Origin of the sequence: Nocardia sp. CA-084685 (assembly GCF_050955785.1) — a bacterium.
Classification (GTDB): Bacteria; Actinomycetota; Actinomycetes; order Mycobacteriales; family Mycobacteriaceae; genus Nocardia.
The window spans coordinates 4,837,105-4,854,298 of the sequence record NZ_CP192094.1 but is presented as its reverse complement, the minus strand read 5'-3'; the positions used below and the strand labels follow the sequence as shown (position 1 = coordinate 4,854,298).

1 protein-coding gene is annotated in these 17,194 nt (G+C 66.0%); it reads right to left on the bottom strand.

Annotation, left to right across the window (positions count from 1 at the left end):
* Positions 1 to 421: 421 nt before the first annotated feature.
* Positions 422 to 16,948 (bottom strand): amino acid adenylation domain-containing protein, encoded by a 16,527-nt coding sequence (locus ACQP2U_RS21965; protein WP_433709198.1) that lies wholly within the window; start codon positions 16,946 to 16,948, stop codon positions 422 to 424.
* Positions 16,949 to 17,194 lie beyond the last annotated feature (246 nt).

Here is a 17,194-nt window from a genome sequence, read left to right as displayed (position 1 = left end):
ACGCAAACTTGTGGCGATACTCGAGCCAGTTCTGGAGCCCTGCGGCCGACTGCCATGCAAAACCCTATGAACTGCTGATCTGAACCTTATTCATTTGCCATCGCGTTGTGATCAGGTATCGCTCAAAAGTAGATCAGACACTGAGAGGAAAGCTCGCAAATTATCAGCATAACTACCAGGACCGGCTCGGCGAATCGCGACGCCTGCCCGCCGAGGCGATCACGCCCGCGATACCGGCTCCGGTCCAAAGCCGAGACACGACGTGATCGACGCGACGCCCTGCTGCTGACCTCGGCACGGTTGGGCGATCTCGGGACAGGTACGACCCTCTAGGCGGTGGCCGATGACCGCGTTCACCCCAATCGCCACCCGGCTGGTCACCAGCAGAGCAGGATGACGAGCTGTCGTGGTTCGTGTGGTGTCACAACCACTCGTGCAGGACCGCCGCGATGCGCCGGAGCGCCACATCGGTGGTCATCCGCCAGTGTGTGGTGGCCACCGGATGGTTGTGCACGGAACCCGCCACTGCCGGAGTCCAGGTCGCGGCGCCGGCGGACCCCGTCGGATCATCGTGGGCGGCGGTGAAGTAGACGAGGTCCCCGTGGAAGGATCGGGCACGGTATGCCGCATTGAGGGCCGCCGAACCGATCGCTGCGGTCACGACCCGTTCGATCCGTGCGGCCCCGAAGGATGCGAACGGCTCGGGGAGCGTGCTCAACCGCTGTGCCAGCTGAGACAATTCCACCGTTTCGTCGAGGCCGAATTCCGCGGCTCGAGCGCCGAGTAGTCCACCCAGCAGTTCTGGCACCGCAACCTCGATCCCCGCGACGGCGGCAATGTCGAGTCGACTGTCCATCATGGCGAGCAGCGCCACCTGTGCGCCCTCGTCCTGGAGTTGGACGGCCATGGCATGGGCGAGCACACCGCCGAGTGACCAGCCGAGCAGGTGGTAGGGGCCCTCAGGTTGTACCGCACGAACGTGTTTGACATAGTGCCGCGCCCAATCCTCGATCGAATCCGGCAGGGGGTCCGCCGAACTCAGCGCGGGGGACTGGAGTCCGTAAATCGGACGATCCGCGTCGAGATGGGCTGCCAGCCCGGCGAACGACCACGCGATGCCCCCGATCGGATGAATGCAGAACAGCGGCTCGGCGGTGCCGGAAACCCGCAGCGGCAACAGCACATCGAATGCCGCATCGGCACCGGCACCCTCTGTGCCGCGCGCACGCAACTCCGCGACGATGCCCGCAGGGGTGGGGGCGGTGAACATCCACATCACCGGAATCGTCTCGGCCATCGCCTCGCTCAATCGCGCGGTCAGCTTGGTCGCGATCAAGGAATTGCCGCCGAGTTCGAAGAAGTTGTCGTCCAATCCGATCCGATCCAGACCTAGTACATCCGCGAAGATCTCGCAGACCATGGTCTCGAGCGCGGTCGTCGGTGCACGGAAGGCGCGGGTCCCGAGCTCGGGTTCGGGCAGCGCCGCGCGGTCGAGTTTGCCGAAATGGGTCAGCGGGACAGCATCGAGGACGACGATCGTCGTGGGAACCATATGGGACGGCAAGGTCCGTGCGGCCCAGTGGATCAGCCGATCCGGATCGATCACCCGGTCCTGGGCGGCAACCACGTACGAGACCAGAACCGTTGCCCCAGCGGAATTCTCCCTGCCGACCGTGACCGCGAAATGCACATCGGCATGGGCGGCCAGTACCGCGTCGATCTCGCCGAGTTCGATCCGGAAGCCGCGGATCTTCACCTGGAAATCGGTACGACCCCGATAGTCGAGCTCGCCGTCGCGGTTCCATGCCACCAGATCGCCGGTGCGATACATCCGGGTACCCGGCTGGAACGGGTTGGCGACGAAGCGATCCGCGGTCAGGTCAGCGCGACCGAAGTAGCCCCGCGCCAACTGTCCTCCAGCCAAGTACAACTCGCCCGCGACGCCGACCGGAACCGGCCGCAACCGCGAATCCAGTACGTATACCTGGCTGTTCCACACCGGTCCGCCGATCGGCACGGCTGGTTCATCGAACCTGCGCACCTGATGGCAGGTGATCGACACCGCCGCCTCGGTCGGGCCGTACAGGTTGTACAGCGAGGTATCGGGCGCCGCCGCCGCGAATCGGCGCGCCAGCGCGACAGGCAAAGTCTCACCGATCGCCAGCACCTGGCGTAACGAGTCCGACAGTCGACCCGTCAGCAATGCCTCCAGCATCGACGGGACCGTGTGCAGCGTGGTCACACCCTCACGCGCCATCAGTTCGTTCAGGTATCCCGGGTCGCGGTGGCCATCCGGCGTGGCAATTACCAGGCGGCCACCGCAGACCGCAGCCGACCAGAATTCCCACACCGACAAATCGAATGTCGCCGCCGTCTTCAACAAGACCGCGTCATCGACAGTCAATCCGAATTGTGCTGACTTCCAGAGCAACTGATTGACAATCGCTCCGTGCGAGATCGCGACCCCCTTCGGGCGGCCCGTGGAACCCGACGTGAAGATCACATACGCCGCGTGCTCGGCGCGCAACACCGCGATCCGCTCTGTGTCGGTGATCGGAGCCGCGTCCACCGAGGACAGGTCCAGTCGATCCAGCAGCACCACCGGCGCAGCACAGGTCCCGAAACCCGCATCGGAATTGGTCAGCACACAAACCGGTGCCGCTGTCTCCAGCATGTAGTCGGTCCGTTGCGCGGGTTGATCCGGATCGACCGGAACGTATACACCACCGGCCTTGCTCACCGCGTACATCGCGACGACCAGATCCACCGAACGCCGAATAGCCAATGCCACCCGGGACTCGGGGCCCACATGCAACGAAATCAAATATCGCGCAAGCTTGTTCACGCGCGCATCCAGCTCACCGTAGGTGATCCGAGTACCATCCGCGGCGACCAACGCCGTAGCCTCCGAGGCGGCAGCGACAGTCTGGTCGAGCAGTGACACCAACGTGGTAGCCGTACGCACCTGGTGCGCGGTGTCGTTCCACACCGTGAGAATCCGTGTACTTTCCTCGGTCGCGAGCAGATCGATAGCACCGACCGACACCTGCGGATCCGCGATCACGGCATCGAGCACCCGCATGAACCGGTCCACGAAACCGCGCACCGTCGACTCGTCGAACAGATCCGCGGCGTAGGTGAAGAAGCCGCCGATACCCGTCGGCGCACCGTCCTGGTCGTAGCTGTCGGCCATGATCACATGCAGATCGAATTGCGACAGCTGTCGATCCGTTTCCAATGCTGTGACGGTCAAGCCCGGCAACTCCATCCTGGCCGGGGCCAGATTCTGGAATGATAGCCCCACCTGGAACAGTGGATGCCGCGCCGTCGAACGCACCGGATTCAGCACCTCGACCAATTGCTCGAACGGTACATCGGCATGGGCGAACGCGTGGACGTCGATATCACGTTGCCGCGCAAGCAACTCCGTGAAATTCGCACCCGCATCCACCTGGGTGCGGAACACCAGTGTGTTGACGAACATGCCGATCAGATCGTCCAGCACCGCCTCACCACGGCCCGCTATCGGAGTGCCGATCGCGATATCGTCAGTGCCCGACAATCGAGCCAGCAATACCGCCAATGCGGTATGGACCACCATGAACAGCGTGGCGTTCTCGGCCCGTGCCAACTTCGCCAGCGCCGCATGCGCACGCGCATCGATGCGAAACTCCACGCGGCAGCCGACGAACGACTGCACCGGCGGCCGCGGTCGGTCTCTCGGCAACTCCAGCTCATCCGGCAGGTCGGCAAGGGCGCGCCGCCAGTAGGTGATCTGCTCGGCTGCCAGCGACCCCGGCTGGTCCGCACTACCGAGCAACGCACGTTGCCACACTGTGTAATCCGCGTACTGCACGGCCAGCGGCGACCAATCCGGGGCCCGCCCTTCCGCCCGGGCCGCGTATGCCGAGGCCAGATCACGAGTGAGCGGGCCGCCGGAGTAGCCGTCACCCGCGATGTGAAAGACCACCATCCCCAGTACGAATTCGCCGTCCGCGGCCCGGAACAGCACAGCGCGGACGGGCACCTCGACAGTCACGTCGAAGGTCGTCGAAACCAGTTCCAGCACAGCCGATTCCACCTCGGCGGCACCGATGTTTCTGACCTCGAGTCGCGGTACGTCGGAGTGTGTGGGAGGCAGGACGACCTGGACCGGATCCGCCACGCCCGAGTCGACCACCGCTGGCTGCGGATATACGGTTCGCAGGATCTCATGGCGCACAACGACGTCGGTGAAGGCCTGCGTCAATGCGGCGATATCCAGTTCGCCGGTCAAACGGATGGCGACAGCAATGTTGTATGCGGTCGAGTCGGGATCGAACCTGTTGAGGAACCACATCCGTTGCTGTGCGGGCGACAGCGGAATACGTTCCGGCCGTGGGCCCGCCACCAGGGCGCGGCGACTCCCGGTACCGGTGAGCTGGGCCACCTCCCGCGCACAACCCGCGACGGTCGGCGCGGCGAACAGCACACGTACCGGAACGCGGGCGTCCACGGCCATACCGAGGCGTGCCGTTACCCGCGTGGCAAGCAGCGAATTGCCGCCCAATTCGAAGAAATTGTCGTCGACGCCGATCCGCTCGATGCCGAGCACTTCGGCGAAGACACCGGCTACGATCCGTTCCACCTCCGTCGACGGCTCCCGGTAGGTGCGCGCCGTGAACTTCGGTTCTGGGAGGGCATTTCGGTCGAGCTTGCCGACCGCGGTCAACGGAATCTCGTCGAGCACGACGACCGACGTGGGAACCATATGTGCAGGCAGGCTCCGCGCTGTCCACCGCGCCAGCTGATCCGGATCCAGCGATCGTCCCATCACATATGACACCAGAATCGTGGCCCCGCTGGGGTTTTCGCGCCCGATTGTCACCGCGTAGTCCACGTCGGGGTGCGCGGCGAGCACCGCGTCGATCTCCCCGAGCTCGATGCGGAAGCCACGGACCTTCACCTGGAAGTCCGTGCGGCCCAGATACTCCAACTCCCAATCGGTCGTCGCGGCATTCGGTACCTCGACCCATCGGACCAGATCACCGGTCCGGTACATCCGGTCGCCCGGCGGACCCCACGGATTCGCGACGAAACGTGCCGACGTCGAGCCGAAACGCCCGTGATAGCCACGCGCCAGTGCCAGGCCCGCCAGATACAGCTCACCGGTGACACCCGCGGGCACCGGGTGCAACCGCTCATCGAGCACCACCACCCGCGCGCCTGGTACCGGACGGCCGATCGTTATGCGTTGTCCCGCAAGCAGAGTCGTATAGGTCGCGCCGATCGTTGCCTCGGTCGGACCGTATCCGTTGATGAAACGCCGACCCGGCTGCCACCTGGCCAGCAGTTCGGCAGTGGTGGCCTCGCCCCCTGCGGACACCACCGCCAGGTCATCCAGGCCGACGGGGTCGACGGTGCCGAGCAGCGCCGGGGTGATGATCGTATGGGTCACCCGTTCGCCGCGCAGCAGGTCATACAGTTCGCTGCCGCCGACGATGTCCGGCGCGGCGATCACCAGGGTGGCGCCGCTGTAGAAGGCGCTGCACCACTCCTCGATCGATTGGTCGAAACTCGGCGAACACACATGCAGCATCCGATGTTGCGGCCCGAGTCCGAGCATGTCGACGGTGTGACCGACGAGTGCGCCGAGCCCGGCGTGGGTGACGGCGACCCCCTTGGGTAATCCCGTGGATCCCGACGTGTAGATCACATAGGCCGGATGCGATATATGCAGCGGCGCACGCCGGTCCGCGTCGGTCACCGCGGCCGCCGAGTGGGCGGCGCAGCGCGCGAGTAGCGCGGGATCGTCGAGCACCAGCCAATCCACCGTGTCGGGTAGACCGGCCTGTGCAGCGACCGTAATGCCCACGACCGCACCGGAATCGGCCACCATATGCCGCACCCGGTCCACCGGATAGTTCGGATCCACCGGCAGATACGCGCCACCGGCCTTGGTGACCGCCCATACCGCGGCGATCATCTCGTACGAACGTCGCATCGCCAGCGCCACCACCGTCTCCGGCGCGACACCTCGCTCGATCAATACGCGCGCCAGACGCGACGACACCTCGTCGAGCTCACCGTAGGTGTACGCCCGCCCCCCGTCGCGCACCGCGACTCGGTCACGCCCGAAACCGACTCCTCGGATCAGGAACTCCGGCAGCATCCCGACAGTAGCGGGCGCGCCGCCGCCCATCTGGGTCAGCCACTCGTACTCGTCGTCGACCAACAGCGGCAGATCGCTCACCCGCGCCGTGGGCTCGTCCACGACCGCGGCTAACACTCGTACGAACCGCCGGGCAAGCAGCTGCGCCGAACCGTCATCGAAAAGATCACGCGCGAAAGACATCTCGCCGTGCATTCGGTCCGAGTCGCCAGCCGCGGCCGAGATCGACAGTGCCAGATCCCCGACCGCATCCGGCGGGCTCTGGAACGACAGAGCCACCTGGAACAGGGGATGCCGATCGGGCGACCGCCGCGCGCCCAGCAGATCGACCAATTCGTCGAACGGAATACCTGCGTGCGCGCACCCTCGCAGTTCACGCTGGTACGCCTCCGGTAAGAGGTCGGCAAAGCGCGCGGACCGATCCACGCGGTTACGCAGCACCAGCTCGGGGCGGTGGCCGCCGGGCGTCGGAGTGCCGATCGCGATGTCGTCGGCGCCCGTTAGCCGCGCGAGCATTACGGCCAATGCCGTGCGCACCACCGCGGTCCATGTCACACCCGCCGTGTGCGCAAGCCGTCGTAGACCCGGGCCTACCTTGTTCGGCACCGAAAACGCGACTTGCCCACGGATATCGGACCGCACCGCCGTGCGCGGCCGGTCCGTCGGCAGCTCCATCCGATCGGGCAGACCGGCCAAAGCCGTGCGCCAGTACCGAGATCGGGTGATCGGATCGGCCGATTCGGTATCGCACCGCAGCGCGATATCGGCCGCGGTGCGGTCCGGGTTCGTGAGCAGATCACTGAGCACGCGGCGCAGCCGATCGGCCACGGCCCGCGCCGTCTCGTCGGCGACGATGTCGCGCCGGTATTTCACCTGCACCAGCGTCCGGGTATCCAGGAAGACCACCACGGTGATCGGATAGTGCGTGAAGTCGGCCCCGCGCATTTGCTCGATCCGCAACCCGTCGATGGCGCCGCTGGCTTGCTGTAGCCCCGCGGCGTCGACCGGGTAGGACTCGAAGACCAGCATTGTGTCGAACAGTTCGCTCTGGGGGATGGCAGCCGACGGAGCTTGCGTAGTCGGCGGGGTGGGTAGGCACAGGGGGATGGCAGCCGACGGAGCTTGCGTAGTCGGCGGGGTGGGTGAACACAGCGGGATGGCAGCCGACGGAGCTTGCGGAGTCGGCGGGGTGGGTAGGCACAGCGAGGTGGCGAGGCGTTGGATCGCGGCGAGTCCGAGGTGGTGATGGTCCAACAGCGACGCTTGCTCGGCCTGCAAACCCGCCAGCAGGGCTCGCACCGTCGTGCCGCGATCGAACCGGATCCGTACCGGGATGGCGTCCACGAACAGGCCGATCATATCGCCGATACCGTCGAGCTGTGGCGGTCTGCCGGAGACGGTCGCGCCGAAGACGATATCGTCGCGTCCGGTGCTACCGGCGACGACCAGACCCCACGCTGCCTGTATCACCGTATTGGCGGTGACCTCGACCGTAGCCGCGTAGGCGGTGAGCGTCGAGGTCTGCTCGGTCGACAGATCGAATTCACAGACGCCGAATCCGTCGTCGACCGCGTCGGGCCACGCCAGTTCAGGGGCGAGCATGGTCGCGGTGGCGCCGGTCAACACCTGTGACCACGCGCGTACCGCGGCCTCCCGGTCTTGCTGCGTGAGCCACCGCAGGTAGTCGCGGTAGGGCCGGACCGGTGCGAGCAGTGACGTGTCGCCGCCGGTCGCGTACAGGACCAGCAGCTCCTTCATCAACAGCGGCATCGACCAGCCGTCGAGCAGAATGTGGTGTCCGGTCAACACGAGGTGGCTGTATTTTTCGTGCCCGGAGTCGTTGGTGTACACCGTGAATCGCAGCAGCGGTGCCACCGCCGGATCGAATCCGCGTCGCCGCTCGGCGACCAGCAGGTCCGCCAGCTCGGTCTCGGACACACCGTCGACAACCTGCCACGGCACCTCGGCCCCGTCCACCACCAGCTGCACCGATGTCCCATCGGCCGTGGGGACGAAGGCCGAGCGCAGGTTCGCGTGCCGGTCCAGAATCGTCTGTGCGGCTCGGCGCAACCGCCCCATATCCAGCTCGCCGGTCAGCTGCGCCGCCAGCTGGATGATGTAGGCGTCGACCGAACCGTCCAGTAGTTCGATGAGCACCCGCAACGAGCCCTGCAGCGGTGACAGCGGCAGCACATCCGACAGTCCGGGATAGTTCCGCCGCCACCGGTCCAGCTCGACCTGGGACACCCGAACCAGTGGCACATCCGACGGGGTCAGACCCCCTGCGGCCGGATGCTTCGAGTGGTCGGCGATCGCGGTGAGCGCGACCAGCCAGTCCTGCGCCAGCTCCCGCACCGCCGCCTCGTCGAGAATCGCGGCGGCGAAGGCGAACGAGGCCACCATCCGCGGGCCATCGACGGTATCGCTGACGATCGTGTTGATGTCGATCACCGCGGACAGTGGCAGATCCGGATTCGACTCCGCGGCAATGGCTCCCAGTTCTCCAGTCGGCAGCCAACCCACATCCGACCCGTTCTCGGGCACCGCGGCCGCGGAGACGCGGCCGAGGTAGTTGAAGCTGATCTGCCCGATATCACCGGCGAGCGCATCGGCGGTATCCGGATTCAGATGGCGGAGCATGCCGAAACCGATGCCTCGATCCGGTACCGAAAGCAGTTGCTCCTTCACCGATTTCAGCACCGAGGCGGTCGCCTCGCCACCGGCGAGGGCGGCCTCGATATCGATGCCGGACAGGTCGATGGCCACCGGACTGATGCTGGTGAACCAGCCCACGGTGCGGGTCAGGTCAGCGCCGGGTATCGCGTCTTCCGCACGGCCGTGTCCCTCGAGCCGCAGCAGTGTGACCGGAGCGTCGAGACCGCGCCGGGCCCGCCAGGAACGCACCGCCATCGCGAGCGCGGCCAGCAGACTGTCATTGGCACCGCCCTGATAGAGCGCGGGAACCTTGGTGAGTACCGCCTCGGCGACCTCGACCGGAACCCGGATATCGAACGCACCCCTGGTCTGGAAGGTATCCGCGACCGCGTCCAGGGCACGCACGCCGAACAGCGGATCCGGCGTGGCCAGAACCCGCTGCCAATAAGCGAGTTCCTCGGCACGGTCCGGTGTGCCAGCCGCTTCCACCAAACCGTGCGCCCAGCGCCGGAAGGAGGTGCCGACGGTGGGCAATGCCACTGGCTGCCCGGCGCTGCGCTGTGCCCACGCCAGCATGAGATCCGGGATCAGGATGCGCCACGACACACCATCGATCACATAGTGATGGACCGCCACGGCGACAGCGTCGCGCGCATCGGGCCTGCGCAGCCACGTGCACGTGATCATCCGGCCCGCAGCTGGATCCAACCGTGCCAGCGCGGAATCCATGGCCGCGTTGGCAATCCGGTTCAGCTCGGCCGCGTCGACACCAGTGGGCACCTCGATCTCGGTCACCAGCGCGTCGACCTCGATGACGCCTCGAGCCGAAACCTCGAACCGCCACGCCCCTTCCGCCTGCCACACCCGCGAGCGCAGCACGTCATGGTGGTCGAGCACCGCGCCGACCGTGGCCACTACACCCGCGCGATCGATCCCCTCCGGCAAACCGAGCAGCATGGTTTGGGCGAACCGACCGAACGAACCGTTGGCGAGGAACCACGCGAGGACTGGAGTCAACGGGACCGCGCCGACACCACCGCCGGGCAACTCCGCCAACACCGGGGCCGCCGACTCCGCACCGACCACGGCGACACGAGACAATCCGGCGACTGTCTTGTGCTCGAACACATCCCGCGTGGTGAACAACATCCCGGCCGCCTTGGCCCGCGACACCAACTGGATCGACATGATGCTGTCACCACCGACCGCGAAGAACGAATCGTCGACCCCGACCCGCTCCACACCGAGCACCTGCGCGAAGAGCTCGGCAAGCCGCGACTGCACCGCTCCCACCGGAGCGCGCGATACCGCCGTCGAGAACACCGGCTTCGGCAACGCTTTACGGTCCAGCTTTCCATTCGACGTCAAAGGAATCCGGTCCAGTACCACAATCGCCGTCGGCACCATATGCGCGGGCAGGGTCGCGGTCGCATACTCCCGCAGCCCGGCCGGATCCGCGACCCGTCCCGGTGCCGCCAGTACATACGACACCAATGCCATTGCACCACTGGGCATTTCACGACCCAGCGTGATCACGAAATCGATATCGGCGTGGCGTCCGAGCACGGTATCGATCTCGCCGAGTTCGATACGGAAACCACGGATCTTCACCTGAAAATCGGTCCGACCGACATAGTCGAGCTGCCAATCCGCCGATGCGACGGCGAGATTTCCCGCCCGCTGCTCCGATGCCGCGTACCAGCGCACGAGGTCGCCGGTGCGATACATCCGTGCACCCGGTCCACTCCAGGGATTGGCGACAAACCGCTGTGCGGTCAGCCCGGCACGGTTCCAGTAGCCACGCGCCAATGCGTCACCGGCCAGATACAGTTCGCCGGTGACACCGGGCGGTACCGGATTCAATCGCGAATCGAGTACGAACGCCGAGCTACCGAGAATCGGCTTACCGACCGTGATGTGCTGTCCCGCGATCAGTTCTACATTCGATGACATCACCGTCGCCTCGGTCGGACCGTAGGCGTTGAACAACCGGCGGCCCGGCTGCCACTTGGCCAGTAGCTCCGGGGTCAGCACATCCCCACCCACGAACAGCACTTCCATCCGGTCCACACCAGCGGGATCCACCGTGCTCAACACCGCCGGAGTGACGATCGTGTGCGTCACCCCCTCGGTCCGCAGCAACTCGCCGAGTTCCGGTCCGCCCATGACATCCGGTGGCACGACCACCAACGTCGCCCCGACCGAGAACGCACACATCCATTCCATTACCGACGGATCGAAACTCGGCGAACAGATATGCAGGTACCGGTGGTGCGGTTCGAGGCTGTATTGGCCGACCGAATGATCGACCAGATCGCTCAACCCGCCATGGGTTACCGCGACCCCCTTGGGCAGGCCCGTCGATCCCGAGGTGTAGATCACGTAGGCCGGATGCTGCGTTCGCAACGGCACGATCCGCTCGGCATCGGTGACCGTGTCGGCGGACTTGTCGGCGCACAGCAGCGCCGTCGCCGGTGCGTCCAGTACCAGCCAATCCACCTCGTCGGGCAGCTGATCGATATGGTCGGACGCGGTAATGCCCAGGGCTGCACCGGAATCGGTCAACATGTGCCGCACCCGATGCACGGGATGGGCCGGATCGATGGGCAGGTGCGCGGCACCTGCTTTGGCGATCGCGATGGCCGCCAGCACCATCTCGTAGGAACGCGGCAGTGCTACCGCGACCGGCAGTTCGGGACCGACACCTCGATCGATCAAGACTCTCGCCAACCGCGACGACTGGTCGTCCAGTTCGCCATAACTGATCGACCGACCCTGGTATCGCACCGCGACCCGTTCGCGGCCCAAGGCGACTCCACGAGTCAGCAGATCAGGCAGCAACCGGGGCGCCCGCACGTCATCGTCGTCGACGCGGGTCAGCAGGGCGAGTTCGTCGTCGCTCAGCAACGGCAGGTCACCGATCGGGTGCCCGGGGTGGTGCACGGCTGCCGCCAGCAGCCGGAGGAATCGCTCGGCGAAAATCTCCACGGTGCGGCGGTCGAACAGATCGGTCGCGAAGGAGAGGCTCGCGGCGATGTTGGCGCTGTCTCGGTTGTCCCGAATGTGCAGGGACAGATCGAAACATCCGGGTGCGACGGGAGTCGGATCATCGGCGGACAACATCACCTGTGCCGGCGACCGGGCCGGATCGAGCAATGCCACCAACCCGTCGAAGGGCAGGTCTGCTCGTGCGAATGCCTGTAGGGCAATGTCTTTCGCGTTCGCGAGCAGATCCTCGAAGGAGATTTCCCCCGGTACCCTGGTGCGCAATACGACCGTGTTGACCGATCCGCTTGTTTCGGCGGGGGTGGCGACCGCGATGTCATCGGTACCCGATAGTCGCGCAAGCAGTACCACGAATGTCGCGTGTACGACAGTGAACACCGTCGTATCGTGTGTCCGCGTGAGCTGTTGTAGTCGGTGCCGCAGGTCCGCGCCGATCTCGAATTCGACGCACGAGTCGGCAAGGGAGGGGATCGCAGGCCGGGGGCGATCCGTCGGCAGGTTCAACTCATCCGGCAGTCCTTGGAGTGCGGTGCGCCAGTAGCGCGTTTGCGAGATCAGATCGCCGCGATCATCGAAGCAACGATTGATTTGCGCAGGCGTGCGCTCCGGCGTCGCGACGAATTCGCCGATCAGCACTCGCAATCGCGCGGCGAGTGCCTGCGCGGTCGCGGTGGTGATCATGTCGCGCCGGTACTGCACCTGGATATGCAGTTGGATGCCCAACTCGATCACGACGGCCACCGGATAGTGCGTGAAGTTGCGACCTTGGAGATCGACGATTTCCAGCCCGTCGATGCTCGCGTGGGCCTGCCGCAAACCCTCGGTGTCGACGGGGTAGGACTCGAAGGCCACCAGAGAATCGAACAACTGATCCGCACCAGCGGCGCGCTGAATTTCGGCCAACCCGATGTGGTGGCAGTCGAGCAACGAAACCTGTTCGGACTGAAGCCGACTCAGCAGTTGCCGCACCGGCGCATCGGAGTCGAACCGAACCCGAACCGGGACGGTATTCGCGAACAGACCGACCATTTCGTCGACCCCGTCGACTTGAGGCGGCCGCCCGGAAACCACCGCGCCGAATACGACATCATCGCCTCCGGCACAGGCTGCGAGCACCAGACCCCACGCCGCCTGGACCACCGTATTGACGGTGACCTCGGTTGCGGCGGCGAAGCTCAGCAGCTCCGCTGTCTCGGCAGGTGACAGTTCGACCGCGCAGCTGCCGTGGCCATCGGCGGCCGTCGTGGGCGGCGGCAGCATGGTGGCCAGGCGAGTCGGCGTCGGACCTGCCAGTGCCGCGCGCCAGGTCTGCCTGGCGGCGTCCCGGTCGTAGCGCGCGAGCCAGGCGAGATAGTCCCGATACGGCCTGACTCGCGGCAGCGGCGTCGAATCACGGTCGGCCGCATAGGAAACCAGTAGCTCCTTCATCAGCAACGGCATCGACCAGCCGTCCAACAGGATGTGATGCGCGGTCAACACCAGATGTACTCGTCCGGAGTTCGCGCGATACACGGTGAATCGCAGCATCGGGGCTACCGTCGGATCGAACCCGAGGTGTGCTTCGGCGGCCAGGAGCGAGGCCGGATCGGTGTCGGATGTGTCGACGATCCGCCACGGGACCGTCAGACCCTCGGCGACGATCTGGACCGGGGTGCCCTCGACCGAAGTCCGGAACGCGGCCCGCAGGATCACATGCCGATCCAACATCGCCTGCGCCGCCCGCCGTAGGCGGTCCAGATCGATCACGCCGGACAACTCCACCGCCAACTGCAGCAGATAGGGATCTGCTGAATCGTCGGAAAGTTGTGTCAGGAAAAGCATTCCGAGCTGCAGGGGCGACAACGGAAGGACATCGACCAGACCCGGGTGCTCGCACTGCCAGATATCGAGTTCAGCTTGGGTGATCCGCACAAGCGGGACATCCGCCGGAGTCAGGCCGCCGGCCGCCGGATCGTGTACATGTCCGGCAAGCATGGTCAGTGCGGCCACCCAGTGCTCGGCCAGCTCCCGCACGCAGGCCTCGTCGAGAATCTCCGACGCGTACGCGAACGACACATTCATCTGTGCGCCCGCATCGGAATCGGTGACGATCGCGTTGATATCCACCACGGCGGCCGCGGGCATCGCCCGATCCTGGTCGGCGTCCGGTGCGCCCCAGTCGGCGGTCGGCAGCCAGCTCCGATCCGTGAGCGCCTCCGGCACGTCGCTGGCGGAAACCCGACCGAGATAGTTGAAACCGATCTGGCCCAACGCAGCGCCGAGTTCGCCCGAGGTATCGGTGTCGAGATGGCGCAGCATGCCGAAACCGATGCCTTTATCCGGCACCGCGAGCAGTTGCTCCTTCACCGTCTTGAGCATCGCCGCGGTCGCTTCGGCGGTACCCCATGCGGCGTCGGCGTCTATCCCGGACAGATCGAGCACCACCGGATACATGCTGGTGAACCAGCCGACAGTGCGGTTCAGGTCCGCGCCCGCCACGGCGGTTTCTTCACGACCGTGCCCCTCGAGCCGGATCCGAGTCGCCGCGGCATCGACTCCCCTTTTCGCCCGCCATGAGCGCACCGCCAGCGCCAACGCCGCGAGCAGACCGTCGTTGACTCCGCTGCGATACAGCGTCGGCAACTCGGTCAACACCGCGTGGGTGACCTCGGCCGGCACCGTAACGGTGAAATGCCGCACCGTTGCCGTGGTGTCGACGACCGGGTCGAGTGCCCGCGCGCCCAGCAGCGGATCAGCCACGGTCATAACCTGCCGCCAGTACGGCAGCTCGCTGGTACGGTCCGCGGCCGCCTCGACTAGACCGTGTGCCCACCGTCGGAACGACGTCCCGACCGCGGGCAACTCGATGTGGTGCCCACCAGCGCGTTGCGCCCATGCGGTCACCAAGTCGGAGATCAGAATGCGCCACGACACGCCATCGACCACGTAGTGATGCACGGCGATGATCAGCGCATCCCGGCCGTCCGGTCGAGACAGCCACGTGCAGGCGATCATCCGCGCCGATGCCGGGTCGAGCGCGTCGAGGGCGGAATCCATTGCCGCACTGGCAATTCCGCATAACTCATCGGTGTCCAGTCCCGTGGGCACGTCGACGCGGGTGAGCAGCGCGTCCACATCCACCGCACCCGGCGGCAGAGTGTGCAGCCGCCATCGCCCGTCGACGGACCACACCCGTGCGCGCAGCATGTCGTGGTGGTCCAGCAACGCGGCGAGCGTGGTCACCAACCCCGCCTGGTCGATGTGCTCGGGCAGGGCCAGCACCATCTGCTGGGTGAACCGGCCGAACGACCTCCCTCCGACGAGGTGGCCAGCGAGCACTGGTGTCAGCGGAACCTCCCCGACACCGCCGCCGGACAACTCCGCGAGCCTGGGCGCGGGTTCGGCCCCGACTGACGCGACCCGCGCCAACCCGGCCACGGTGCGCTGCGCGAATACATCCTGAGGGGTGAACAGAATCCCTTCTGCCCGTGCCCGCGACACCAACTGGATCGATAGGATGCTGTCGCCACCTGCGGCGAAGAACGAGTCCTCCGCCCCGACCCGCACTCCGAGCACTTGGGCGTACAACTCGGCGAGCCGGGATTCCACGGCGCCCACCGGGGCACGCGACACCGCCGCCTCGAACACCGGGTCGGGCAAGGCCTGCCGGTCGAGCTTTCCATTGGCGGACAAGGGGATCGCGTCGAGCACAACGATCGCGGACGGCACCATATGGCCGGGCAATGAGCCTGCGACGAAGCGCAGGAGTTCTCCGGCATCAATGGAAATGCCGTTGCGCGCCAGCACATAGGAGACCAGTACGGTCGCGCCGGACGGTGCGAGCTTGCCGAGCGTCACGGCATAGTCGATATCGGGGTGACCGGTCAGTGCGGCGTCGATCTCACCGGGCTCGATACGGAAGCCGCGGATCTTGACCTGGAAATCCGAGCGTCCCAGATATTCGATCGCGCCATCGGACATGCGCCGCACCAGATCGCCGGTGCGGTACATCCGCACGCCAGGGATACCGGCTTCCCCGCTGAACGGATTGGCCACGAATCGCTGCGCCGTGAGCGCCGCGCGCCCGAGGTAGCCCTGCGCGAGCGCAGGGCCGGAAAGGTAGAGCTCGCCGACCACGTCGGCGGGTACCGGCCGCATCCGCGAATCCAGCACCACCGCACCGACTCCCGGCAGGGCGGTACCGATGGTGATCGGTCGCCGAGGCGCCAACTCGGCGCTTCCCGTGGCGAGAATGGTGACCTCGGTGGGCCCGTAAGCGTTGTAGAAAGACCGCCCGGCGACCGCCCACCGCTCGACCAGGCCGGGGCCGAACGCGTCACCCGCGACGACAACGACCCGCAACGCGTCGAGTCCGACCGGATCGACCGACTCCAGCGCGGCGGGCGTGATCAGCATGTGCGTGACACGTTCGCGGCGTAGCAGCTCGGCCAGGTCGCCGCCGCCGAACACCGTCGGCGGTGACACCACGAGCGTCGCGCCGGAACCGAAGGCAAGCAGCAGCTCGAGCACCGATACGTCGAAGTTCGGCGAGCAAACGTGCAGCACCCGCGAATCGCCGTCGACCGCGTAGCGCTCTCGCTGAGCGTTGACCAGCATCGCAAGACCGGTGTGCGTCACCACAACGCCCTTCGGGCGACCGGTGGAGCCGGAGGTGTAGATGATGTAGGCCGGATGCTGTTCGGTCGGTGTGGCTACCCGGTCGACGTAGGAGATCGGATGTGCGGGGCGTGCCGCGATCCGCTCCCGATGCAGCGGATCGTCGATGTCGAGCCAGTAGATTTCGGTGCCGAGACGCGGGCGATGTGTCGAATCGGTGAGCCCGAGCACCGCCCGTGAGTCGGCGACAATATATGCGCTGCGCTCCGGCGGCAGGGTGGGGTCGACCGGAACGTAGGCCGCACCGGTCTTGGCGATGGCCCATACGGCCAGCACCGATTCGATCGAGCGGGTGAAGCCGACGGCAACGACGTCGCCGGGGCCAATGCCGCGCGCGATCAGTTCCCGTGCCAGTCGCGATGAGGACTCGTCCAGCTCGGTGTAAGTGAGTTCGCGCTGATCAGCCGGTTCGCCGGTCGGGTTGTAGCTGATCGCGATCGAGTCGGCCGCGGATTCGACCGCGGCGGCCAACAACTGCATGAAGAGCGGGCTACTCGATCTGCGGCGAATTCGACCCCGAACAGTGCGACGAACTCTATCCATTCGAGTACTGCAGTCCTCTCGCGTCGAGACCAGCCGAAACCCACGAACCCGGCCGGATCCCGGACCACCGTAGGCGGACCAGTGTCGAACACAGCGAGAAGGAATCGATTTTGGAGTATTTGTGCCCTATCAAATCACAAGCACCGGCGTCGTGACGTCACATGGGCTGCAACCGGGGCTGGT